This is a genomic window from Rhodoferax sp. XS2R6 (assembly GCF_056521365.1).
Map to the genome: position 1 here is coordinate 106,527 of NZ_JBWMAY010000006.1, position 23,584 is coordinate 130,110.

Here is a 23,584-nt window from a genome sequence, read left to right on the forward strand (position 1 = left end):
GATGTTCAGGCAAATTTAAACATATGATGATTAAACCCGATTTTGTCGCAAAACACCTTCGCCCTGCCCCATGAAGCCCTCCGCACCCCCTAACCACGCCACCTATGCCGGGCGCAACCTGCATGGCCAGGTGGTGAACGAGTTGGGGCGCCGGGTGGTCGGCGGCATCTATGCGGCCGGTGCCTTGCTGCCCAACGAAGACCAGCTGTGCGCCGAGCTGGCGGTCAGCCGCACTGCGCTGCGCGAAGCCATCAAGGTGCTGGCGGCCAAAGGCCTGCTGGAGCCCCGCCCGCGCATTGGCACCCGCGTGCGCCCCACCGAGCAGTGGAACCTGCTGGATCCCGACATCCTGGCCTGGCGCTGCGCCACAGGGGCGGACGCCGAGTTTTTGCAGCACCTGACCGAGCTGCGCGAAATCATCGAGCCCTCGGCCGCCGCACTGGCCGCCACCAGCCACAAGCCTGAGCAGCTGGCCGACATTGCGCGCGCGTTGGATGCCATGCAGGCAGCCCACGACATCAGTGAATGGGTGCAGGCCGACCTGGCCTTCCACACCGCCGTGCTCAAGGCCACCAACAACCCGCTGCTCATGCCACTGGCCGCCATCATCGGCAGCGCATTGGAGTCGCTGCTGGCCGTGAGCGCCCGCACCTCCGAGAACTTCAAACAGGCCCTGCCCGACCACCAAAAGGTGTTTGAAGCCATCCAGGCGCGTGACGCCCAGAGTGCGCTGCACCGGATGGCGGGTCTGTTGTCAGACACCCGGTCGCTGATGAAGCGGGCGGTGATTCTGCCGCCTGTGTGATTTTCGGTCCTGGTTTATTTGTATGATGATTTAGGCATTCCCATTACAATTTGCAGGCAACTTCACACCCTCCTATGCAAACCCCCTCTCTTTCCACCTTTGCGACCTACCCCAGCCTCGCTGGGCGCACGGTCTTTGTCACGGGCGGCAGCTCCGGCATTGGCGCGGACATCGTGATCGCCTACGCCCGCCAGGGCGCCCAGGTGGCCTTCACGGGCCGCAACGCCGATTCGGCCGCGCAAGTCATCGAAGCCGCATCCGCGTTTGGACCCACCCCGCTGTTTTTGCAGAGCGATGCCGCTGATGTGGCCGCGCTGAAGGCCGCCATTGCCACCACGGCGGAGCGCTTTGGTGACATCAGCGTGCTGGTCAACAACGTGGCCAACGACCAGCGCCACGACCTGGCCGATGTGACGCCCGACGACTTTGACTGGCGTGTGGCCATTAACCTGCGCCCTGCCTTCTTTGCGGCACAGTCCGTGGTGGAGGGCATGAAACGCCTGGGCGGTGGTTCCATCGTCAACCTGGGCTCCATCAGCTGGATGATCAAGGGCGCGGGCTACCCCGTGTACGCCACCTGCAAGTCGGCTACCGTGGGCCTGTCCCGCAGCCTGGCACGTGACCTGGGCAAGCTCAATATCCGCGTGAACACCCTGTCACCCGGCTGGATCATGACCGAGAAACAACTCACCATGTGGGTGGACGAGGCCGGAGAAAAAGCCATGGACGAGAACCAGTGCCTGCCCGGCCGCATTGTGGGCAGCGACGTGGCCAATATGGCCCTGTTCCTGTCGGCCGACGACAGCCGCATGGTGACGGCGCAAGACTTTGTGGTGGACGCCGGATGGACCTGAACATGCCCCCCATTCGTACCGTCTGGCCTGCGGAACTGCTGCTGGGCGAGGGCCCGCTGTGGCACGCCGCCAGCGACCGTTTCTTCTTCGTCGACATCCACGGCAAGGCCCTGCACGCATGGACACCGGCCACGGACACGCGCCAAAGCTGGGCCATGCCCGAGCGCATTTGCTGGCTGGTACCGCGCGCCGATGGCGATGGTTTCATGGCCGGCCTGCAGTCGGGCTTTGTGCGCCTTTGGCTGGAGCCGGAGCTGCGCATCGAAGCCGCCGGCAGTCCACACCCGGACGAACCGCTGGTGCGCCTCAATGACGCCAAGGCCGATCACCATGGCCGCATTTGGGCCGGCTCCATGCACAACGACGACGCCAGCCTGCAGCGCGGCCGCCTCACAAGACTCTCGCCCAACGGCGAGTTCGACGTGGTGGAAAGCGGTATCTACATCGCCAACGGCCCGGCTATTGCGCACGACGCAAGCTGGATGCTGCACACCGACTCCTTCCTGGAGACGGTGTACCGCTACGACCTCTCGCCCGAGGGCACGTTGTCCAATAAGACCGTGTGGAACACCTTTGGTGGCGAACAGGGCTCACCCGATGGCATGACGCTGGACCGCGATGGCAATGTGTGGGTCGCGTTTTGGGGCGGCAGCTGCATACGGCAGTTCACCCCGCAAGGCAGCTTGCTGCGCACCATACCCCTGCCCGCGCCGCAGATCACCAGCATGGCCTTTGGTGGCAAAAACCTGGACCTGCTGCTGGTCACCAGCGCCCGTGTGGGCCTGGACGATGCCACGCTGGAGCGTTATCCGCTGGCCGGTAGCATTTTTGTCTTGGAGCCCGGCGTGCAAGGCGTCTTGCCCTGCACCTTTGGTTAGGTCGTCGCTTACTCGCCGGCGCGCAAGCGTCTACGGCTGTCGCGCGCGTTGGGCAACCAACCGCGCCACAGCCAGCGCGCCAAGAGCAACAAGCCACGAATCCATTCGTCAATGGCGTAAGCCATCCAGATGCCAGGCAGGCCAAACAGACGGCCCAGCCAGAACGACCCCACGCCCAGCACCAACACCAGCGAGGCCACGCTGGAGGCCGCGGGGTAAATCGCGTCGCCCGTCGCCCGCAGGGCCCCGTTCAAGATCAGGTTGAATACGCGCCCGGTTTCCAAGACCAATGAAATCCACAACAGAGTCTGGGCGGCCTGAATCACCGCCGGGTCTTTGGTAAACATGCGCATCAGCCAAGGGGCGCCCAGCGCAGCCAGCAGTGCCAGCGACCCCGAAGCCAGCAGCCCATTGCGCACCGCCTTGCGCACCAGGCCGTTGGCCACGCGCAAGTCCCCCGCCCCCACCAGCCGACCCACCATGATCTCGCAGGCCCACCCAATAGCCATGCTGGTCAGCAGCACATACTTGAGCAGTTGCAGGGTGTAAGAATGGGTGGCCAGTGCCGTCACACCCAAGCGAGCCGTGGCCGCCACCGACACCATGAAGGCGCCGCGGTACGCTACCTCGACTCCAGCGCCGGGCAAGCCCACGCGCAGCACCGGCCCCAGGTCTTTCCAGCTCGCCGCCCACCAATCGCGCCCTTGCGGCACCAGATGCATGCGGATGCGCCAGAACCACAGATGCATCACCAGCCCCAGTGCGCGGCTGACCAGCATGGCAATTGCGTAGCCCTCCAATCCCATGCCGTCCCACTCGCCCCAGCCGCGCATCAACACGGCGGCCAACAGCAAGTGGCTGCTGTGCATGACGATCATGACCTTGAGGGAGTCGCGCGAGAAAAGATGGGCACGTAGCACGGAGGCCATGCTCAGGTTGTAGGCCTCCAGCATCAGTGCAGGCGCAAACCACTGCAAAAACGGTGCGGCCAGTGCCACGATAGCCTCGGGCGCATTGAGCCAGTCCAGCACCAGATCATTGCCTGCCACTACCGTACAGACCACCAGAACACCCGCCCAGGTGCTGGCCCCCAGGGCCAGCAAGGCAGCCCGCCGCGAGGCGGCATGCTGCCCACCGCCCAGGTACTGGGTCACCACCACGCCCAGGCCAATCGCCAGCACACGGAACACCACAAACAGGGTTTCCAGAATCTGGTTCACCAAGCCAAACGCACCGGCAGCGGCATCCGAGGTCTGCGAGGCCAACCACAAGCCCCCCATGGCCACACTCATGCCCAGTAAAAACTCGCCCAGCAAGGGGCCGGCAATGGTGTTGAGACGCGGGCGAGTGACGGGAGGCATCAGGGGAATTTCAGGGGAGAGCGGCACGGTCCAAATGGTGCCAGCCCCTGAGCGTACAGCTTAACCCAGTTGGTAGTAAGCCCCACCCCAAGGTGCCAGCTGCAGCGTGTTGCCTGCGCGGGGTGCGTCGGCCAGACCACTACCTGCCAGCACCGTGGACGCCGCATAGGCCGCAGGGATGTCCCACTGCGCGGCGGTGTCGCTGAAGTTAAATACACACAGCACCTGCTGGCCTTCAAAGGCACGCACAAAAGCCAGCACCTGTGGATGCACGGGCAACACGGTGAGCGTGCCGCTGACCAATGCTGGCTGGTTTTTGCGCCAGCGCAGCAGTCCACGGTAGAAGTTAAGCAGCGAGCCCGCATCTCGCTCCTGCACATCGACCGCCAGCGCGCGGTGCGGCTCGATCACGGGCAACCACGGCGCCGCCGGTTTGGCTGCACTGGAGAAGCCTAGATCGGCCGAGTCCTTGGCCCATGGGTGGGCCGTGCGGCAACCGTCGCGACCCTTGAACTCGGGCCACATGGTGATGCCGTAGGGGTCTTGCAGATCTTCGAACGCAATGTCGGCTTCGGGCAGGCCCAGCTCGTCACCCTGGTAAATGCAGGGCGAGCCACGTAGGCTCATTTGCAGGGCAGCGCCCAGGCGCAAGAGCTCTGGGTGGGCAGTCTGCGTGCCCTGGCCCCAGCGGCTGGCCACACGCACCACATCGTGGTTGGACAGTGCCCAGCAGGGCCAGCCCCCGGGTGCCACTTCTTCAAAACGCTGCACAAAGCCGCGGAAATGCGCTGCGCTGTGCGCCGTGCCCAGCAGGTCAAAGCAATACGCCATGTGCAGCTTGTCGCCACCACTGGTGTACTCGGCCACGCGGGCCAGGCCGTCGTCGTCACCAATTTCACCGACCATGGTGGTGTTGGGGTATTGGTCTAGCAGTGCACGCAGGCGGCGCAAGAAAGCCAGGTTTTCGGGCTGGCTCTTGTCATGTTGGTGCCACTGCCAACCATAGGGGTTCACAGCATTGACAGCAGGGTCTTCCCCATCAGGGCGGCCGCGGGCGGGGTTGCTGCGCAACTGCGCGTCGTGGAAGTAGAAGTTGGCAGTGTCCAGGCGGTAGCCGTCCACGCCCAGGTCCAGCCAGAACTTCACGGTGTCCAACAAGGCGTTCTGCACCTCGGGGCTGTGGAAGTTCAAGTCCGGCTGACTGGTCAAAAAGTTGTGCATGTAGTACTGGCAGCGGCGTGTGTCCCACTGCCAGGCGCTACCGCCAAAGATGGAGAGCCAGTTGTTGGGTGGCGTGCCATCACTCTGGGCATCGGCCCATACGTACCAGTCGGCCTTGGGGTTGTTAAGGCTTGCGCGGCTCTCCACAAACCAGGGGTGCTGGTCGGAGCTGTGCGAGAGCACCTGATCAATCATCACCTTGAGGCCCAGCGCATGGGCACGGTCCACCAACTTGCGGAAATCGGCCACGGTGCCAAACATCGGGTCCACGTCGCAGTAGTCGCTCACGTCGTAGCCGAAGTCCTTCATCGGGCTCTTGAAGAAGGGCGACAGCCAGATGCCGTCGGCCCCCAGTGCGGCCACATAGTCGAGCTTGGCGGTGATACCGTCCAGATCCCCAATGCCGTCGCCATTGCTGTCGGCAAAACTGCGGGGGTAAATTTGGTAAATGACGCCGCCGCGCCACCAGTTGTCGTTCGATGCTTTGGTCATAAGAGGACAGAAGGAAGAAAAATTATTTGACGGAACCGGACAACAAGCCACGCACAAAAAAGCGCTGCAACGAGAAGAACACCGCCACCGGTACGGCAATGGAGACAAAGGCGCTGGCGGTCAGGATTTCCCAGCTCTCGCCACGGGAACCCAGCAGGTCATTGAGCTTGATGGTCAGCACGATCTGGTCCGGCGCCTTGCCCAGGAACACCAGCGCGATCAAAAAGTCATTCCACACCCAGAGGAACTGGAAGATGGCAAAACTGGCCAGTGCGGGGATGGACAGCGGCAGCACGATGCCTATGAAAATCTGGAAATGCGAAGCCCCGTCCATACGTGCGCTCTCAATAATGTCACGCGGCAGTGAGGCGATGTAGTTGCGCAACAGGTAGATGGCCAGTGGCAGGCCAAAGGCCGAGTGCGCCAGCCACACCCCGAGGTAGGACTTGGACTCCATGCCCAAGGTCTCACCCAACTGGTTGTACAGGCGCAGCAGCGGAATCAACGACATCTGCAGCGGTACCACCAGCAGGCCCACCACCACCACAAACAACCACTTGCGCCCCGGGAACTCCATCCAGCTGAAGGCATACGCGGCAAAGGCCGCAATCAGGATGGGAATAAAAGTGGCCGGAATGGTGACCTTGAAGGTGTTGAGGAAGGCTTGGCCCACGCCCTCGGAGGCCACCACTTTCTCGTAGTTCTGCGTCAGAAACACCGGGGGCGACTCGGCCACGTAGAACACACGAATGCCCCGGTCCTTGTCATACGGCGCATTGAGCTCCAAGCGGTAGGCCCCATCGGCCGCCACGCTGAGCGTGCCGTCGGGTTTGCCGTCTTCCTCGTCAAACACCTGGCCATCACCGACCTCGGCCACCGTGCCCACGGCAAACTCTTTGGGGTTAGACGACTTGAGCGAAAACTGCTTGATACGCACGGCTGATTGTTCGCCAAACAGCAGGCCCTTGATGACGGTTTTGTCACCCTCCTGCACGGCACTTTGGCCGCCGCCGGTGCGGCGCATGTCGGCACGGGTTTGGGTGGACAGCGAGGTCCACCAGCCGCTGGACACCAGTTGCTGCTTGTCGCGGAAGCTGGAGACGAACAGGCCGAAGGTGGGCAGCACCCATACCAGCACGATGGCCAGCAGCAAAGCCTGGGCGGCCAGCGATGGCAGGCTGAAGTATTTTTTCATCGTTGTGCCTCCTCGGTACGGAACCGGCGGATGTTGAATGCCATGACGGGAATGACGGCGAACATGAGCACCATGGCCAGCGTGGAGCTGCGCCCATAGTCACCACCACCGCGGAACATCCAGTCGTACATCAGGTTGGCCAGCACACTGGTGTCCCACTGGCCACCGGTCATGGCCATCACGATGTCAAACACCTTGAGCACGGTGATGGTGATGGTGGTCCACACCACCAGCACGGTGGACATCACCTGCGGCACCATGATTTCAAAGAAGATCTGCAATTCGCTGGCACCATCGATGCGCGCCGCTTCAATCGTTTCGTGTGGCACACCGCGCAGCGCGGCAGACAAAATGACCATGGCAAAACCGGTCTGGATCCAGATCAGGATGGCCATGAGGAAGAAGTTGTTCCAGAACGGCACCGTGACCCAGGCCTGGGGCTCAAACCCCATGCCCATCACGATGGCGTTCAAGATACCAATCTGCTCGGCATCGGGGCCGCGGAAGTCGTAGACAAACTTCCAGATCACACTGGCACCCACAAAACTGATGGCCATGGGCATGAACACCATGGACTTGGCAAAACCGCCCCACCAGACGCGGTCAGCCAACACCGCCACGATCAGACCCAGTGCGGTAGCCGCCGCCGGCACCACCAGCAGCCACATGAAGTTGTTGCGGATGGTGATCAAAAAATTCTGGTCGACCAACACCCATTGGTAATTGGCCCAACCGACAAACTGCTCGCCGGTGGCGTCAAAAAAACTCAGGCGAAAGGTTTCGAACAGCGGGTAGAGCAGGTACATGCCCAGCAGAAACAACGCTGGCGCCAGGAACAACCAGGGCCGCACGCTGGCGCGAACCCGCTCGCGTCCAGGCTTGCTGCCGATGGGCAGGTGAACGATCTTGTCGAGCAGGAAATTGGAGCCGGCAAAGTACAGCAGGCAAAACGCAATGCTGACCACCACCGCAGTCAGGGTCTGGAGGATTTGATCGGTCATGGGACCCACTCTGGTACGTTGCGTGAAGAAGAGTTCGACAGGGATTCAAAAGGGCCGGCAGCCCGCAAGCCACCGGCCGGAAGACGCGCCCCACGGCGCTGTCAGAGGAGAGGCTTACTTGATGGCGTCCCAGCTCTTCTGGATTTCGTCTGCCACGGCTTGGGCCGACTGACCACCAGAGTAGTTGACCATGCCCTTCCAGAAGCTGCCCGCACCCACGGCGCCAGGCATCAGGTCGGAACCGTCAAAGCGGAAGGTGGTGGCGTTTTGCAAAATCTCGCCTTGCTTCTTCAGCGACGCGGTCTTGTACTTGGCCAGGTCCACACCCTTGTGTGGTGTCAGGAAGCCGCCTTCGGCCATCCAGATTTCATGCGACTGGGGATGCTGCAGGTACTCCATGAAGGCACGGGCGCCCTTGCTGTCCTTGGTGATGGTCAGGATGGTGCCACCGCCCAGAACCGGGTTGCCCAGCTTCTTGCTGGCAAACGAGGGGAAGTAGAAGAAGTCTGCTTCATCCGCCTTGCCGTCAGGGAAGAACGCCGGAATGAAGGACGCCTGGCGGTGCATATAGCACTTGGGGGGCGAGCCGAACAGCCCCTTGGGGCTGTCCTTGAAGCTCACGGTGGCCACGGCCTTGGCGCCGCCGTCCACATAGGCGTCGTTCTTGGCAAACCAGCCGTAGGCTTCGATGGCTTCCACCACACGTTTGTCGTTGAACTTGACTTTGTTGCTGACCCAGCCGTCGTACACCTCGGGGGTCTGGGTGCGCAACATCATGTCTTCCACCCAGTCGGTGGCGGGCCAGCCCGTGGCAGCGTCCGAGCCCAGGCCGATACACCAGGGCTTGCCGCCGTCAGCGGCAATTTTCTTGGTCAGGGCCTGCAGGTCTTCCATGGACTTGGGCACTTTGTAGCCCTTTTCCTTGAAGTTCTCAGGCAGGTACCAGACCAGGCTCTTCACGTTCACGTTGTAGAACATGCCGTAGAACTCTTTTTTGCCAGCCTTGTTGGCGTAGGTGCCCAGGTCGGCCCAGGAGCTGCCAGCGGCGTAGTTCTTCTTCACCCACTCTTGTGCCTTGGGGCCCAGGGGTTTCAGGCCGTCGATGGCGGCCATGTTGGCGGCCAGACCGGGCTGGGGGAACACCGAGATGTTGGACGGCGAGCCGGCCTTGATGTCGATCACGATTTGCTGCTCAGAGCTTTGCGAGCAGGAATGTTTCACGGTTGCGCCGGTGGCCTTCTCAAAATTGGCCACCACCTTTTTGAACATGCCTTCTTCGGCACCGGTCCAGGGGCAAGTCACGGTGATGACTTCACCTTTCAGGTCCGGGCCCTTGTAGTCTGCAGCCAGTGCCGGATTTACCAGCGCGCCCAATGCCAAAGCCGAAGCCCCGGCGATCATGGATTTCTTGAACATCGTCTCTCTCCTCTTGTTGTGCCGCGGCCCATCCGCAACACTTTAAAAAATGGATGTCTCAGCGCGTCAGTCGACGCGTTTGCCTTCGGCGTTAAAGCGGTACAGGTGCTCGGGCACAAACCCCAGCTCAATCGGCTTGCCGGGCTCCAGCCCCAGCGTGCCATCCATACGCGCGGTGATGTCACCAAACGCCCCGGCGCTGACATAGGCAAAGGTCTCGTTGCCCAGTTGCTCCGAATGTTTGAGCGTGCCCTGGATGGGACCGCCAGCTTGCACCTTGAGGTGCTCGGGGCGCAAACCAATCGTGGCCACGTTGTGGCGGGCCGCAATGTCACCGCCCAAAAAGTTCATTTGGGGGGAGCCAATAAACCCCGCCACAAACATGCTGGCAGGCTTGTTGTACAGCTCCAGCGGACGGCCCACCTGCTCGACCCGGCCTTTGTTGAGCACCACAATCTTGTCGGCCAGCGTCATGGCCTCGACCTGGTCGTGTGTCACGTAGACCATGGTGGCGCCCAGGCGGCGGTGCAGCGTGGCCAGCTCCACGCGCATCTTGGTGCGCAGGGCAGCATCCAGGTTGGACAGTGGCTCGTCAAACAAAAACACCTTGGGGTCACGCACGATGGCACGGCCAATGGCCACGCGCTGGCGCTGGCCACCCGACAGAGCCTTGGGCAGGCGGTCCAGGTATTCGGAGAGCTGCAGGATTTCGGAGGCTTCGCGCACCCGGCGCTCGATCTCGGCCTTGGGTGTCTTGGCAATCTTGAGGGCGAAAGCCATGTTGTCGTACACGGTCTTGTGCGGGTAGAGCGCGTAACTCTGGAACACCATGGCCACGCCACGTTCGGACGGGCCGAGCTCGTTGACACGCACGCCGCCGATGTTGAGGTCGCCGCCCGAAATCTCTTCCAGGCCCGCAATCATGCGCAACAAGGTGGTTTTGCCACAGCCGGACGGCCCCACAAACACGGTGAACTCACCGGGTTCGATGTCCAGATCGATGCCATGGATGACATCGGCTTTGCCGTAGTTTTTGACGATTCCGCGCAAACGGACATCGGACTGACTCATATGCATGCTCCTGACGGTTGGACAGCGGTGCCTCCGCTACGATCCAAAATGTAACCAGATTACACGCCACACAACTCAGGGAAAACCCTCAAAAATCGATTCCAAAAGCAAATTTCAAAACCGATTTTGTCCAATGGAGAGGAAAACCCCGACATGCATCAATTTTGGGCATTTTAGGTAATACGGTTACAGAAAGGTTACAGCGGCAAAGCCCAGCCCAGCAGCTCGGCCAAGCGGCACACCACCCACTGTGCCTCGGGCGGGGTGACTACAGCCTCCTCACCTAACAAGCCCTGGTGGCAGCGCGAAAGCACGTCTGATTCAGCAATCCCAAGGCTGAACTCCATGTCGCGCGCTGTGGTGGTGAGCAGGTTGGCCAGGTCTTCGCACAGCTCGTAACGCTGCGCCACCTCTGGCCAGGGTGTGTGCAGGCGGTTGCGCCGGGTGTCGGTGTACAGGGCCAGAAAACTCTGCGGAATCTCGATCTGGTATTCGTCAGACATGACGCCACCCTCCTATTTACACGCCAAACAGGGCCTTAGCCCTTGTGGATATTGCGCAAGCAGCTACTAAATTTATAGCATTTATGCCAAGGGCGGCAGCAGTCCCGCCGCGCGCAACTTGTCCTTTTTGCTGGGGCGGTGGCCCTTGATGCCGCCGCCCAGCGTGGCCGCAGGGGCGGTGGCCGTGGGCGCAAAACCCGCCACCTGCTCGCGTGCAATGGTGATGCGATGGCGCTTTTCGATCAAGCGGAAGTGCGCCTCCATGTCGGCCGTGACAAAACTCACCGCCAGGCCACTGGCACCGGCGCGCGCGGTGCGGCCAATGCGGTGGGTGTAGTCGGTGGCCGAGCGCGGCAGGTCAAAGTTCACCACCACCGGCAGGTCGCTGATATCGATGCCGCGCGCGGCCACATCGGTGGCCACCACCACGTTGATGGTCGAGTCCTTAAAGTCCATCAGCACCTGGGTGCGTTTGCCCTGGCTCAGCTGGGCATGGAAGGGCTCGGCCAGCAAGCCGGCGCGGCGGAGTTTGTCGGCCACCATCTCGGCGGCGTATTTGGTGGCCACAAACACCAGCACCCGACTCCAGCCCTGATCGGCAATCAGGTGGCGCAGCAGCTGGGTGCGCTGGCTGGCGTCCACCTGGATGGCGCGCTGGGCGATGTCGGGCTGCTCGCCCGCCTCGGCCACCACATTCACCTCCACCGGGCTGTGCAGGCTGGCCTGTGCCATGGCGCGCACCGCAGCCGGAAAGGTGGCCGAGTACAGCAGGCTCTGGTGGCGCGCCGGTAGCAGGCTGCGGATGCGGTCCAGCTCCTGCGCAAAGCCCAGGTCCAGCAGGCGGTCTGCCTCGTCCAGCACCAGGGTCTGCACGCCGCCCAGGTTCAGCGCGCGGTGGTCCACCACGTCGAGCAAACGGCCCGGCGTGGCCACCACGATGTCGGTGCCACCGCGCAAGCCCATGAGCTGCGGGTTGATGGACACGCCACCAAACAGCACCGTCACCCGAGCCGCCTGCCCAGCATGCTGGGCCAGGGTGCGCAGCGTGTCGCCCACCTGGGTGGCCAGCTCACGGGTGGGCACGACCACCAGCGCCGTGGCCTGGCGGGGCTTGTGCGCCGTGCGGCTGGCCAGCTGCGCCAGCAGCACCATGGCGTAGGCGGCGGTTTTGCCAGAGCCGGTTTGGGCGCAGGCCAGCACGTCTTGTCCGCCCAGGGCCACGGGCACGGTCTGGGTCTGCACGGGTGTGGGCAACACAAAGCCCTGCAGCACCATGGCGTGCGCCAGTGCGGGGGAAATACCGAGGTCGGAAAAGGGCATGGAGTGGGGAAGGTAAAGGGGAAAACCGGCAAGGCGGGCCCTGCAGCAAACCGGGCGGGCGCGACCCGGATCCGTCCGCTGCGTGCGGGTGTGCGGTGCATTTTAGGTCGCCTGCGCCTCCGCGCGCTTAAAAAACACGGTGCCCTACAACAGCGGGCGCAGCTCCCGCGCCGCGTCCAGCAGCACCGGTAGCAACTCGGTCTGCAGAGCCTGTGACGTCCAACGGTGCGGTGCGGCCACCACATTGAGGGCGGCCACCGTATTGCCCTGTGCATTGCGCAGCGGCACCGCCAGAGCCAGAACACCCAGTTCGTGTTCTTCGCTGGCGAGGTAGAAGTCTTGCCGCCGCGCCGCGTCAATGCTCTGGCGCAGGGCCTTGGTGTCGGTCACGGTGTGGGCGGTCAGACGCCGCAGGGGCTGCGCCTTGATCCAGGCGCCAAGTTGCGGCTTGGGCAGGGCCGCCAGCAGCAGGCGCCCGGTGGAAGTGGCGTGTGCGGGCAGGCGTGCGCCCAGGTGCAGACCATAGGCCAGCACCTGGGCCTTGCCCGAGGGCGAACTGCGCCAGTCGTTGCCGCTGCGCGCCACGATGACCACCTCGTGCCCGTCCAGCACCACGGCCGAAAACGACTCCTGGGTCTGCGCTGCCAGCCGGTTCAGTGTGGGCTGCAGCACCCGCGGCATGCGTGCCGAGGCCAGGTAGCTGCCCGAAAAACGCAACACCTTGCTGGACAGCCAGTAATAACTGCCATCGGTCTCCAGATACCCCAGGTAGGCCAGCGTGAGCAGGTGGCGGCGTGCAGCGGCACGGGTGATGCCGGCGCGCTGGGCCGCCAGCGTGGCGTTGAGGCGCTGGCGTTCGGTGTCAAAACTCTCCAGCACCGCCATGCCCTTGGCCATGCCGGCAATCAGGTCGGCCTTGGCAATGCCGGGGTGCGGGTCGCTTGCGGTCATGGCGGGTTCTTTTGATGATGTTGCGCGATTATCGCGCAAGCACTCCAATCACCGCGCAAATGGCGCATGTGCGGTTGGCGCAAATCAGGGGGCAGACCTAAGCTAAGTCCATTCCCTCCACTGCGAAGTTTCTTATGCGTACACAAGTAGCCATCATCGGTGCCGGCCCCTCAGGATTGCTGCTGGGCCAGCTCTTGCACAAGGCCGGCATCGACGCCGTCATCCTGGAGCGCCAAAGCGGCGACTACGTGCTCTCGCGCATCCGCGCCGGTGTGCTGGAACAAGTCACCACCGACCTGCTTGACGAAGCCGGTGTGGGCGCACGTATGCATGCCGAAGGGCTGGTGCACACCGGTTTTGACATGTTGTTCCAGGAGACGCGCCACCGCATTAACTTGCAGGCCCTCACCGGCGGCAAACAGGTCATGGTGTATGGCCAGACCGAGGTCACGCGCGACCTCATGGCGGCACGCGCAGCGGCAGGCCTGCCAACCATCTACGAGGCGAGCAAGGTCACGGTGCACGACTTTGACGGCACGCAACCCTATGTGCTGTTTGAGAAAGACGGCCAGCAGCAGCGACTGGACTGCGACTTCATCGCCGGTTGCGATGGTTTCCACGGCGTGTGCCGTGCCAGCGTGCCCGCCGGCGCCATCACCGAGTACGAGAAGGTCTATCCCTTTGGCTGGCTGGGCCTGTTGGCCGACACGCCACCGGTGCACCACGAACTGATTTACGCCAACAGCCGCCGCGGTTTCGCCCTGTGTTCGCAGCGCAGCGCCACACGCAGCCGTTATTACCTGCAGGTGCCGCTGACCGAGAAGGCCGAGGCCTGGTCCGACGAGGCCTTCTGGCAAGAGCTGCGCCTGCGCCTGGACCCCGAGGCGCGCGAGACGCTGGTGACCGGCCCGTCACTGGAAAAAAGTATTGCCCCGCTGCGCAGCTTTGTGACCGAACCCATGCGTTTTGGCCGCATGTTCCTGGCGGGCGATGCGGCGCACATCGTGCCGCCCACGGGTGCCAAGGGCCTGAACCTGGCCGCCACCGACGTGAAGTACCTGTCCATGGCCTTCATCGAGTACTACCTGGAGCGCTCCAGCGCCGGGGTGGACCACTACTCACAACGCTGCCTGCAGCGCATCTGGAAAGGGGAACGTTTTTCGTGGTGGTTCACCAGCCTGATGCACCGTTTTCCCGACGAGGGTGCGATTGGGCAAAAGCTGCAGGAAGCTGAACTGGCCTACCTGGTGCAATCGCAGGCGGCATCGACCGTGTTGGCCGAAAACTATGTGGGCTTGCCACTCTGAGGGGGGTGTGACTGCCTAGCGGATAACGTTTCGCAAAAGCTCACGCACGGAGCGTTCAAGTTGTTGATACTCTCCCGAGCAGCGCCTCGCGCGCTCGTCCGTAACCCTCGCAGTGTGCATCGCCCAGACATAGCGCTTTGAGTCTTTTCCATAAGCTGCACAAGCCAGATTGACGGCACGCTGGGGATCAAGTCCGTGTTCATCCGACATGTGCCGTTGACTAAAAAATCCGGGAATTAGCGAGCGCTGCTTACCGAAGAAAAACAGTCCGCCAGCTACTGCACTATCGGCAAGGGCAGGCTCTTGAAGGATCAAGTAGGTCGAGATCATGTCCGCAGCATCTTCTTGGCGACCGAGAACCGGCAGGCTCTCAATGTCGATGAAGGCATGCCCCAGTTCATGAAAAATGATGAAAACCAACGCGCCAGCAAGAATATTGTTGATAGCTTGACGTTCTAGCCGGCCGCCTTGCTCTCGCAGCATTCGATTTACAAGATCAGGGATCAGCTCAAGGCAAAGGACAATCACCTTGCCGTCTGGTCGATAGAAGGCATTAACCGTCCCGCACTCGCCCAAGCCTATTTTTAAGGGTTGACTCAGCGTGAACTGACGTGAAAGCTGCTCTGACAACCCTTCAAGCAAACGGTTACTTCGCCAATCAATTTGTAGCTGGCGCAACTCAGGATCACGAATCTGATTCGTTGGCTGATAGGTGGCGGAAAAACTCTGTGCAGCAGCTGAGCCAGAAAAAGCCAGTAGAAAGATAAAGCGGATGAGTGTGCTCATGTCGAGCAGTATCGCTGGGCTGCCTGGGACGGTGCAATCTCTGAAGAGGCCCCATTGGCGCGGGGACCCGCATGAATACCGGGATCCCGAAGAACGATGGTGCGGCTGGTGGGGGGGGCCACTTTCAAGACCCCACCCTCTGCAAATCCGCATGAAATAAGGATCTCGGGAGATTGCTGTTTTTATTGTGGAACAGCTTTGTGGGGCAAAAGTGGGACAGTGCTGGCATGCGTCCCTTCTCGTCGGGCAGAATTGTGAAGCACACAGTTAGGTGCGCAGCATCAACCGACAGGTCAACAGGGAGTACACGATGGAAGAAAGAACCTTCTTTGAATACGAGGATGTGAAGGTAACTAACGCCCGCTTCATTACGGGGGCACAGACCTTTGCCATGAGTAACGTCACGTCTGTGAAAGCCCACACGCAGAAGCCAAGCAGGTTCGGCCTGATTCTTGTCCTGCTAGTGGGGTTGCTCATCGCGGTCGGCAGTAGCGCTCTTATGGGGCTGGCCATCGCGGTCATCGCTGGCATCTGCCTGTTTATGCAGAAGACCACTTACCACGTCATGCTCACTACGTCAGGTGGCGAAACCAGCGCTCTCAAGACCTACCAGCTGGAGTACATCACCAAGGTTGTCAGCGCCCTGAATGACGCCATCGTTCACCGCGGGTAAACAGGTGCCACCCGTACAAAGTCACATCAAGGGTTGTGACAGAGCAAAACGGAGAGCCCGGTATGGGACAGTGCAATCTCTGGAGAGGCCCTATTGGCGCGGAACCCGCGTGGTTACGGGGCTTCTTGATGGGATGGTGCGGCTGGCGGGGATCGAACCCACGACCCTTGGCTTCGGAGGCCAATACTCTATCCACTGAGCTACAGCCGCGTTCAGAAGAGTGGGCATTGTAGGTGTTTTCACAGAGGGTGCCCGTTATAATCCCGAGCTGTTTCGAAGCCCCCGACATTTTTGAGGATACCCATGAGCGACAACAGCCACGCCACTGCGCACGATGAGGCCCACACTGGTCCCATCAAGACTCCCAAGCAATTGCTGCTGGCGGCTTTTTTCTCGTTTGTGATCCCCATCTTCGTGATCATTGGTCTGGTGTACTACGTGACGTCGGACAACAAACCGGCTGCGGGCACCGTGAACATGGAGAAATCCACCGCCGAACGCCTGCAGAAAGTCGGCATGGTCGAAATCCGCGATGCCAACCGCGAAATGAAAACCGGCGAGCAGGTCTTCACCGCCCAGTGCGCGGCCTGCCACAGCGCAGGTTTGGCTGGCGCCCCCAAGTTTGGTGATGCAGGTGCCTGGGGTGCCCGTATCAAGACCGGTTTTGATGCCTTGCTGAACTCCGCCCTCAAGGGCAAGGGTGCCATGGGTGCCCAAGGCGGCGGCGATCTGGACGACTTTGAAATTGCCCGCGCTGTGGTCTACATGGTCAACGGCAGCGGCGGCAAGTTTGCCGAACCCCAAAAGGCGGCTGCGCCCGAAGCGGCCAAATAAGCCCCCCCACGGCAGACACAGCGTCTGCCCCATAAAAAAACCGACATCACCGTCGGTTTTTTTATGGGCATTTAGAAGCCAAATGTGCCTCTAGCCCCCATGGATATTGCGCGAACAGCTATTGATTAGATAGCGGCTGGGTTTGCGTCTGCGGGCTCAGGGCGTACCCAAAACGCTGGGGCAGGTCTGCCCGGCGCACCGCGTGCAGCGGCCACAGCCCCTGCTCCAGCACCTGCGCCGCACGCCCGGTGTCCTGCGTATGGACCAGGCCCACACCCAGCTCGGTGACCAGGTAGAGCCAACCGTCTTCGTCCAGCAGCGCCTCTTGCACCTGCACCGTCGCGCCCGTATGGGCCGCCACCGCACCATCGTCGGCCACGCGCCAGACCCAGGGCGTGGCCTCCAGCTCCACAAACACACGCTGCGGGCCATTCTGAAAAAACCAGCGCCCGCTGGCATCGGCCGCGTAGTTGCGCTGGATGAAGTCGATCAGTTTTTCGTGCTGCAGGCGGCTGCCCTTGGCACCGGGGCGGCCACTGGCAAACGCGCCCTGCGCCTGGGCTGCATCGTCGCGCATGAACCATTGGCCCCGCGTGTCCAACCCGAGCCAGCCATAACAGTCCGGCACGTTGGGCCACTTGGCCATGGCTTGTTTGACGATGTCATCCATGCGCGTTACTCAGGCCAGATGGCGGGCCAACCAGCCGCCCACGGCATCGGGCATGGTGCGCACATGGCCCGGCACCGGCCCGTGCGGAAAACCCACGTGGCCGCCGTGCGCGGGCTGCCACAGGGTCACGTGGGCGCCCACCTCGCCCTGCGAGGGCAAGCACCAGGCGGGCACAAAGGGGTCGTTGCGTGCGTTGACCACCAGCGCCGGCACGCGGATGGCGGCCAGGTGCGGTTTGGCCGACGCGCGGGCCCAATAGTCTTCGGTGCTTTTGAAGCCGTGCAGCGGCGCGGTGAAGATGTTGTCGAACTCGTACAGGTCACGCGCGGCCTTGAGCGCCGCGCCGTCGAACAGGCCCGGGTGCTGCTGCAGCTTGCGCAAGGCCTTGGGCACCATGGTGTTGAGGAACATGCGCGTGTAGACCAGCCGATTGAAGCCACGGCCAATGGCGTAGCCGCCGGCTGCCAGGTCGATAGGCGAACACACGGCCGCCACCCCCCGCACCACCTGGTCTGCACTGTCACCCATCTCTTGTGCCCAGCGCAGCAGGGCATTGCCCCCCAGCGACACCCCAACCGCAATGATGGGGCCACGGTGCTTCGCGCGGAACTGCTGCAGTATCCAGCCGATCTCGGCAAAGTCGCCCGAGTGGTAGGCGCGCGGTGCGTGGTTCAGCTCACCGCTGCAGCCACGGAAATGGGGCACGGCATAGGCCATGCCGCGGGTGTGGGCGAAGTCGGCAAAGGCTTCGGCATAGTGGCTGCGCGAGCTGCCTTCCAGGCCGTGGAACAAGACCAATAGCGGGCGCTCAGAGGCAGAAGGCGTAGCGGCAAGCGTGGCGGGGTTCTCCAGCCAATCTACGTCCACAAAGTCGGCATCCGGTGTGGCCCAGCGTTCGCGCCGGTACTGCGGGTGCGGGCCAAACACCCGGCGCGAGTACAACGCCGGCCAGATGGTCTGCAGGTTGCCACCGGGCAGCCAGCGGGGCGCTACATAATTCATAGCTGCTTGCGCAGACTCCACGGGGGCTAGTGGCACTTTTGGCTTCAATGCAGCACCTGGGGCGTCTGCTGGGTGTGGGCCACATCGTCGGCCGTGCCGGGACTGGCATGGTGCACCACCAGGCGCCAGCCTTGCGGGGTCTTGTGGTACACGTTGGTGGCCAACACATGGGCGTTGGCCGGGCCTTCGGGCGTCATCACCTCCACCCGCTCCAGCACATGGTGCACCGCGCTGGCTAGCGAGTCGACGCGGCGGATCTGCTCGGCCTGCACATGCACCGCACCGCCGTGTGCAAACAACGCATCAAACGCGGCGCGGATGGCCCCCATGCCCACCACGCGCGGGCCGCCAGGGTGGATGCAGGCGATCTCGTCTTCGTCGGCCCAGCAGGCCATGAGCTTTTCGATGTCGCCGGTCTGCAGCGCTTCGTAAAACGCAGCTTCGACTTCGTCGGGGGTGCCGCCCAGGGCGGCATGCAGTGTGGCTTTGTGTCTGGGCATGGCGCAATTCTCTCCCAACTCAGGGGGCCAGCCAGGCGCGCACGGTCTCTTGCACCGTGGCCTCACTGGTGCGGCGGGCCAGTTCGGGGGGTGCGATGTGCACACCGGGCGGCATGGCGCGCAAGGCCTCATCCACCAGCGCGGCCAGGTCTGCCGCGCGTGGCGGCATCTCGTTGCTGGGCACCATGTAGGCAAAGATGGACAACATGCGGTGGGCCAGCCACTCCAGCACGTTGGCATGTGGGGACACCTGGGGCGCGGCAGCGGGCCGCACCAGCAGCAGACGCGCAAACCCCATGCTGGCCACGGCGTGTTCGTCCAGGTTGGCCAGGCCTGCTTTCAGGGCCTGCGGCAGGCGACCCTGTTCATGCGGCACCACCACGGCCAGGGTGTGCACACCACAGCGCAACATCCAGGCGGCCAGCGCGGGCAACTGTGCGGGTTGGGGCGTCCACAACGCACGTTCGCGGTCGTTGTAGAGGCGGGGTGCGTCAAACACGATGACGCCCACCGTGGCAGGTTGCAGCGGCCAGTTGCTGGGGTCGTCCGAGGGCACACGGGCCATTGCGACCCGGTCCAGCGCAGGGGTCATGTCCTCTTGCGCCAGCACCCGCAGTTGACGGTAGTGGTGGCCGCCGGCTAGGCGCCGCAGCACCTCAGCCCCCAGCGTGCCTGCGGCTCCTGCTATCAACGCTACGGGCAGAGGTGTTGGGGGCGCGGGGCCGCGCTGGGCGGCTTGCAGGGCGTTGAGTAGGGTCATGGTGGGGCGATGGGGTGGCGCTCTATAGTACGGGCTGTTGCATTAGCAGGAGGTTCCCATGCGTTTGTCTTCTTTTCGGCCCTGGGCGTGGTTGGTGGCGGGTTTGGCAGCCGCGCTGTTGAGCGGTTGTGGCTACAACGACTTCCAGCGCCTGGACGAGCAAACCAAGGCTGCGTGGAGCGAGGTGCTGAACCAGTACCAGCGCCGCGCCGACCTGGTGCCCAACATCGTGGCCACCGTGAAAGGCGAGGCCGCGTTTGAGCAAGAGACCCTGACCAAGGTGATTGAGGCCCGGGCCAAGGCTACGTCGATCCAGGTGACGCCGGAGACGTTGAACAACCCGGAGGCCTTCTCCAAATTCCAGGCCGCGCAAGGCGAGCTGGGCAGTGCGCTGAGTCGCCTGATGGTGGTCAGCGAGCAATACCCCAACCTGAAAGCCAACCAGGGCTTTAGCGACCTGCGGGTGCAGCTCGAAGGCACCGAAAACCGCATCACCGTGGCGCGCAACCGCTACATCCAGGCGGTGCAGGAGTACAACGTGCTGGCGCGCAGCTTCCCCAGCAACCTGACGGCCATGGTGTTCAGCTACGCGCCCAAACCCGCGTTTGCGGTGCAGAACGAAGCGGCCATCAGCACACCGCCGGTGGTGGACTTCAACAAGAAGTAAGCCCGCATGCGCTTGTTGCTTCATCGGTGCCAGGGCTGGGTGCTGTGGCTGGTTGGGTTCTTTGCCTTGATGGTCTGCGCGCCTGTGTTGCACGCGCAAGACCTTCAACCCATCCCCGCACTAAGCAGCCATGTCATCGACACCACGGCCACGCTGAGCGCCGCGCAGCAGCAGGCGCTGGACAGCAAACTCGTCGCCTTTGAAGTGGCCACCGGCGCCCAAGTGGTGGTGGTGATGGTGCCGACCACGGCCCCCGAAGACATAACCAGCTACGCCAACCGCCTGGGCAACAGTTGGAAGATTGGCCGCAAGGACATTGGCGACGGCCTGATCCTGCTGGTGGCCAAAAACGACCGCAAGCTGCGCATCGAAGTGGCCAAGACGCTGGAAGGTGCCATCCCCGACCTGATGGCCAAACGCGTGATTGACCAGGCCATTGCGCCCCGCCTGAAAGAAGGCGACTTTGCCGGGGGCATTGACGCCGGGCTGGAGCAGATCATGGGGCTGATTCGCGGCGAAGCCTTGCCCGCACCGCAGACGCCACTAAGCGGCTCTCAAGCTGGCTTCCAATGGATGGACTTGGCGGTGTTTTTGTTTTTTGCCGTGGCGGTGGGTGGCAGCATGGTGCGCCGCGTGCTGGGCACCAAACTGGGCTCGCTGGTCACTGGCGGCATCGCAGGAGGCTTGGTGTTGTTTGTCACCAGCAGCATGCTTTTGGCGGGCCTGGCGGCCGTGGTCGCCCTGATTTTTACCTTGTTAAGCAGCCTCAACAAATACGGCTCCAACCGACATAACACGGCCTGGGGTGGCACAAGCTCCGGTGGTGGTTGGAGTTCGGGCTCCGGCGGCGGGGGGTTCAGTTCGGGCGGTGGCGGCAATTTTGGAGGCGGTGGTGCCTCGGGAGGCTGGTGATGTTGTCTCGTTTGCAGCGCCTTTTTAAACACCGTTGGATGGAAGACGCCGGCCGCGTGTTGCCCGCCGATGCACTGCAGCGCCTGCAAGCCCGTGTTGTCGCCAGCGAAGCACAGCACAGCGGAGAAATCCGCATCTGCGTGGAGGCCGGCTTGCCCAACAGCTACCTGCTGCGCCCCGACAACACCCCCACCCTCTTGCGCCAGCGCGCGCTGGCCCAGTTTGGCCGCCTGCGCGTATGGGACACCGAAGACAACAACGGCGTGTTGATTTACCTGTGCCTGGCCGAGCGCGCCATCGAGCTGGTGGCCGACCGCGGCGTGGACCGTGTGGTACCCACGGACCAATGGCAAGGTGTGGTGCAGCAGCTGGCCACGGCGCTGCGTGCGGGCCAGTACGAAGAGGGCCTGGCCCAATCCATAGACGCGGTGTGCGCCGTGCTGACGCAACATTTTGCGCTCCAACCCGGGCAGCACAACCCCAACGAACTGCCGGACGCCCCCGTCCTGTCGTAAGCCGACCAGAAACGACAAAACCGCCCGAAGGCGGTTGTGTGAAAGCAAGCGCAGGGCGCTTTACTTCTTGCGCAGGAACTTGCGTGCTGCCGTGATCTCGGCCGCCATCATGGCGATCTCAGACTGGATCTTCGCAATGTCGATCTCGTTCTTGGCGTTTTTCAACGCCTCTTCGGCCGCGGCCTTGGCTGCGTTGGCTTTCTCTTCGTCCAGGTCCTTGCCGCGGATGGCCGTGTCAGACAACACGGTCACGCAGTGGGGCTGCACTTCGAGAATGCCACCGGCCACGAACACAAACTCTTCGCTGCCATCGGCCTTTTCAATGCGCACCGAGCCAGGCTTGATACGCGTGATCAGGGGCGTGTGGCGGGGCTTGATGCCCAGCTCGCCAGCCTCACCGGGAAGCGCCACGAAGACGGCTTCACCGGAGAAGATGGACTCTTCTGCACTGACCACATCAACGTGGATGGTGTTCATTGTTTAGACCTTCTTGGCTTTTTCGAAGGCTTCGTCGATGGTGCCGACCATGTAGAACGCTTGTTCTGGCAGGTGATCGCATTCGCCGCCCACAATCATCTTGAAGCCACGGATGGTTTCAGACAAAGGAACGTACTTGCCGGGAGAGCCGGTGAACACTTCAGCCACGTGGAAAGGCTGGCTCAGGAAACGCTGGATCTTGCGGGCACGTGCCACAGCCAGTTTGTCTTCAGGGGCCAAGTCATCCATACCCATGATGGCGATGATGTCGCGCAGTTCGCGGTAGCGCTGCAGTGTGCCTTGCACCGCACGGGCGGTGTTGTAGTGGTCGTCGCCCACCACCAGCGGATCCAGCTGGCGGCTGGTGGAGTCCAGAGGATCCACCGCAGGGTAGATACCCAGCGAAGCGATGTCACGGGACAACACCACGGTGGAATCCAAGTGAGCGAAGGTCGTGGCAGGCGAAGGATCGGTCAAGTCATCCGCTGGCACGTACACGGCCTGGATGGAAGTGATCGAGCCCACCTTGGTGGACGTAATACGCTCTTGCAGACGGCCCATTTCTTCGGCCAGTGTGGGCTGGTAGCCCACGGCGGAAGGCATACGGCCCAACAGCGCCGACACTTCGGTACCGGCCAATGTGTAGCGGTAGATGTTGTCCACGAAGAACAACACGTCTTTGCCTTCGTCCCGGAAGGATTCCGCAATGGTCAGACCGGTCAGAGCCACGCGCAGACGGTTGCCTGGGGGTTCGTTCATCTGACCGTACACCATCGCCACTTTAGACTCGGGCAGGTCTTCGAGGTTCACCACGCCGGAATCGGCCATCTCGTGGTAGAAGTCGTTACCTTCACGGGTACGCTCACCCACACCAGCGAACACGGACAAACCGCTGTGCGCCTTGGCGATGTTGTTGATCAGTTCCATCATGTTCACGGTCTTGCCCACACCGGCACCACCGAACAGACCCACCTTGCCGCCCTTGGCGAACGGGCAGACCAAGTCAATCACCTTGATGCCGGTTTCCAGCAGCTCTTGCGAAGGGCTCAGTTCGTCGTAGGACGGGGCCTTGCGGTGAATAGACGCAGTGTGCTCTTGGCTCACGGGACCACGTTCGTCGATGGGCGCACCCAACACGTCCATGATGCGGCCTAGTGTGGCTTTGCCCACGGGCACAGTGATTTGTGCGCCAGTGTTGTACACCACCAGACCGCGACGCAGGCCGTCAGACGAACCCAGCGCAATGGTACGCACCACGCCGTCGCCTAGCTGCTGCTGCACTTCGAGAGTCAGCGGAGAGCCTTCCATCTTGAGCGCGTCGTACACACGGGGCATGCGGTCACGTGGAAATTCCACGTCCACCACAGCGCCGATACATTGAACAATTTTTCCTTGGGCTTGCATTTTTCGCTC

At 62.4% G+C, this 23,584-nt stretch carries 25 protein-coding genes and 1 tRNA gene; 9 read left to right on the forward strand and 17 right to left on the reverse strand.

Going from position 1 to position 23,584, the window contains the following annotated elements; genetic code table 11:
- Positions 1-70: 70 nt before the first annotated feature.
- From AC097A_RS17695 to AC097A_RS17705, 3 genes are all read left to right on the forward strand, one after another.
- Entirely contained in the window at positions 71-805 is a 735-nt protein-coding gene (locus AC097A_RS17695) for a FadR/GntR family transcriptional regulator (RefSeq protein ID WP_479621860.1), read from the forward strand.
- A gap of 74 nt (positions 806-879) precedes the next feature.
- On the forward strand, positions 880-1,659 hold the full coding sequence (locus tag AC097A_RS17700; protein WP_479621861.1) for an SDR family NAD(P)-dependent oxidoreductase: 780 nt from the start codon (positions 880-882) through the stop codon (positions 1,657-1,659).
- Positions 1,660-1,661: 2 nt separating this feature from the next.
- Entirely contained in the window at positions 1,662-2,537 is an 876-nt protein-coding gene (locus tag AC097A_RS17705) for an SMP-30/gluconolactonase/LRE family protein (protein WP_479621862.1), read from the forward strand.
- Between the two features lie 8 nt (positions 2,538-2,545).
- Here AC097A_RS17705 and AC097A_RS17710 read toward each other — a convergent pair whose 3' ends face one another.
- The 9 genes from AC097A_RS17710 to AC097A_RS17750 all read right to left on the reverse strand — a co-directional run bounded on the left by AC097A_RS17710 (position 2,546) and on the right by AC097A_RS17750 (position 13,068).
- A complete protein-coding gene (locus AC097A_RS17710; RefSeq protein ID WP_105261650.1) occupies positions 2,546-3,898 on the reverse strand; it encodes an MATE family efflux transporter in 1,353 nt (450 codons plus the stop codon).
- 60 nt (positions 3,899-3,958) lie between these two features.
- Positions 3,959-5,611, reverse strand: coding sequence for an alpha-glucosidase family protein (locus AC097A_RS17715; protein WP_479621863.1), 1,653 nt, complete (start codon positions 5,609-5,611; stop codon positions 3,959-3,961).
- Between the two features lie 22 nt (positions 5,612-5,633).
- The gene (locus tag AC097A_RS17720; protein WP_479621864.1) at positions 5,634-6,806 is read right to left on the reverse strand and encodes a carbohydrate ABC transporter permease; all 1,173 of its coding nucleotides are present in this window, start codon (positions 6,804-6,806) and stop codon (positions 5,634-5,636) included.
- Positions 6,803-7,807, reverse strand: coding sequence for an ABC transporter permease subunit (locus tag AC097A_RS17725; RefSeq protein ID WP_315496264.1), 1,005 nt, complete (start codon positions 7,805-7,807; stop codon positions 6,803-6,805). The genes AC097A_RS17720 and AC097A_RS17725 overlap by 4 nt, the downstream gene beginning before the upstream one ends.
- 114 nt (positions 7,808-7,921) lie before the next feature.
- Positions 7,922-9,223, reverse strand: a complete 1,302-nt coding sequence (locus tag AC097A_RS17730) for an ABC transporter substrate-binding protein (RefSeq protein WP_105261654.1) — start codon at positions 9,221-9,223, stop codon at positions 7,922-7,924.
- 66 nt (positions 9,224-9,289) lie between these two features.
- Positions 9,290-10,294, reverse strand: a complete 1,005-nt coding sequence (locus AC097A_RS17735; RefSeq protein WP_315496262.1) for a sn-glycerol-3-phosphate ABC transporter ATP-binding protein UgpC — start codon at positions 10,292-10,294, stop codon at positions 9,290-9,292.
- 197 nt (positions 10,295-10,491) lie between these two features.
- Positions 10,492-10,797, reverse strand: a complete 306-nt coding sequence (locus tag AC097A_RS17740) for an ATPase with chaperone activity (RefSeq protein ID WP_315496261.1) — start codon at positions 10,795-10,797, stop codon at positions 10,492-10,494.
- Between the two features lie 81 nt (positions 10,798-10,878).
- Positions 10,879-12,117, reverse strand: a complete 1,239-nt coding sequence (locus AC097A_RS17745) for a DEAD/DEAH box helicase (RefSeq protein ID WP_479621865.1) — start codon at positions 12,115-12,117, stop codon at positions 10,879-10,881.
- 144 nt (positions 12,118-12,261) lie between these two features.
- Positions 12,262-13,068 (reverse strand): IclR family transcriptional regulator domain-containing protein, encoded by an 807-nt coding sequence (locus AC097A_RS17750; protein ID WP_479621866.1) that lies wholly within the window; start codon positions 13,066-13,068, stop codon positions 12,262-12,264.
- 134 nt (positions 13,069-13,202) lie between these two features.
- Between AC097A_RS17750 and pobA the strand changes: the two genes are divergently transcribed.
- Positions 13,203-14,375 (forward strand): 4-hydroxybenzoate 3-monooxygenase, encoded by a 1,173-nt coding sequence (gene pobA, locus AC097A_RS17755; protein WP_479621867.1) that lies wholly within the window; start codon positions 13,203-13,205, stop codon positions 14,373-14,375.
- 15 nt (positions 14,376-14,390) lie between these two features.
- Here pobA and AC097A_RS17760 read toward each other — a convergent pair whose 3' ends face one another.
- A complete protein-coding gene (locus tag AC097A_RS17760) occupies positions 14,391-15,161 on the reverse strand; it encodes a DUF4344 domain-containing metallopeptidase (RefSeq protein WP_479621868.1) in 771 nt (256 codons plus the stop codon).
- 310 nt (positions 15,162-15,471) lie between these two features.
- Here AC097A_RS17760 and AC097A_RS17765 point away from each other — a divergent pair, with 310 nt between their 5' ends.
- Positions 15,472-15,834: a DUF6232 family protein gene (locus tag AC097A_RS17765; RefSeq protein ID WP_479621869.1), complete on the forward strand. Its 363-nt coding sequence runs from the start codon at positions 15,472-15,474 to the stop codon at positions 15,832-15,834.
- A gap of 134 nt (positions 15,835-15,968) precedes the next feature.
- Here the strand turns inward: AC097A_RS17765 and AC097A_RS17770 are convergent.
- Positions 15,969-16,044: transfer RNA gene (locus tag AC097A_RS17770), tRNA-Arg, on the reverse strand.
- A 93-nt stretch (positions 16,045-16,137) separates the two neighbouring features.
- Between AC097A_RS17770 and AC097A_RS17775 the strand changes: the two genes are divergently transcribed.
- Positions 16,138-16,668: a c-type cytochrome gene (locus AC097A_RS17775; RefSeq protein WP_479621870.1), complete on the forward strand. Its 531-nt coding sequence runs from the start codon at positions 16,138-16,140 to the stop codon at positions 16,666-16,668.
- Between the two features lie 118 nt (positions 16,669-16,786).
- Here the strand turns inward: AC097A_RS17775 and AC097A_RS17780 are convergent, their stop codons facing one another.
- The 4 genes from AC097A_RS17780 to AC097A_RS17795 are packed head-to-tail and all read right to left on the reverse strand — an operon-like array spanning position 16,787 to position 19,600.
- The gene (locus AC097A_RS17780; RefSeq protein ID WP_479621871.1) at positions 16,787-17,338 is read right to left on the reverse strand and encodes a DUF2946 family protein; all 552 of its coding nucleotides are present in this window, start codon (positions 17,336-17,338) and stop codon (positions 16,787-16,789) included.
- 9 nt (positions 17,339-17,347) lie between these two features.
- Positions 17,348-18,340: a YheT family hydrolase gene (locus AC097A_RS17785; protein WP_479621916.1), complete on the reverse strand. Its 993-nt coding sequence runs from the start codon at positions 18,338-18,340 to the stop codon at positions 17,348-17,350.
- 44 nt (positions 18,341-18,384) lie between these two features.
- A complete protein-coding gene (locus AC097A_RS17790) occupies positions 18,385-18,840 on the reverse strand; it encodes a YybH family protein (protein ID WP_479621872.1) in 456 nt (151 codons plus the stop codon).
- A 19-nt stretch (positions 18,841-18,859) separates the two neighbouring features.
- Positions 18,860-19,600: a Rossmann-fold NAD(P)-binding domain-containing protein gene (locus AC097A_RS17795; RefSeq protein ID WP_479621873.1), complete on the reverse strand. Its 741-nt coding sequence runs from the start codon at positions 19,598-19,600 to the stop codon at positions 18,860-18,862.
- Positions 19,601-19,658: 58 nt separating this feature from the next.
- Here AC097A_RS17795 and AC097A_RS17800 point away from each other — a divergent pair, with 58 nt between their 5' ends.
- From AC097A_RS17800 to AC097A_RS17810, 3 genes are read left to right on the forward strand one after another with little or no spacing between them, the layout of a single operon-like run.
- Positions 19,659-20,267, forward strand: a complete 609-nt coding sequence (locus tag AC097A_RS17800) for a LemA family protein (protein ID WP_479621874.1) — start codon at positions 19,659-19,661, stop codon at positions 20,265-20,267.
- Between the two features lie 6 nt (positions 20,268-20,273).
- On the forward strand, positions 20,274-21,179 hold the full coding sequence (locus AC097A_RS17805; protein WP_479621875.1) for a TPM domain-containing protein: 906 nt from the start codon (positions 20,274-20,276) through the stop codon (positions 21,177-21,179).
- Entirely contained in the window at positions 21,179-21,694 is a 516-nt protein-coding gene (locus AC097A_RS17810) for a TPM domain-containing protein (protein WP_479621876.1), read from the forward strand. The genes AC097A_RS17805 and AC097A_RS17810 overlap by 1 nt, the downstream gene beginning before the upstream one ends.
- A 60-nt stretch (positions 21,695-21,754) precedes the next feature.
- Here the strand turns inward: AC097A_RS17810 and AC097A_RS17815 are convergent, their stop codons facing one another.
- Both AC097A_RS17815 and atpD read right to left on the reverse strand, forming a co-directional pair.
- Positions 21,755-22,171 carry a F0F1 ATP synthase subunit epsilon gene (locus AC097A_RS17815; protein WP_105261668.1) on the reverse strand — a complete coding sequence of 139 codons (417 nt, stop codon included), beginning with the start codon at positions 22,169-22,171 and terminating at the stop codon, positions 21,755-21,757.
- Positions 22,172-22,174: 3 nt separating this feature from the next.
- Positions 22,175-23,575, reverse strand: coding sequence for a F0F1 ATP synthase subunit beta (atpD, locus tag AC097A_RS17820; RefSeq protein WP_105261669.1), 1,401 nt, complete (start codon positions 23,573-23,575; stop codon positions 22,175-22,177).
- Positions 23,576-23,584: the final 9 nt, after the last annotated feature.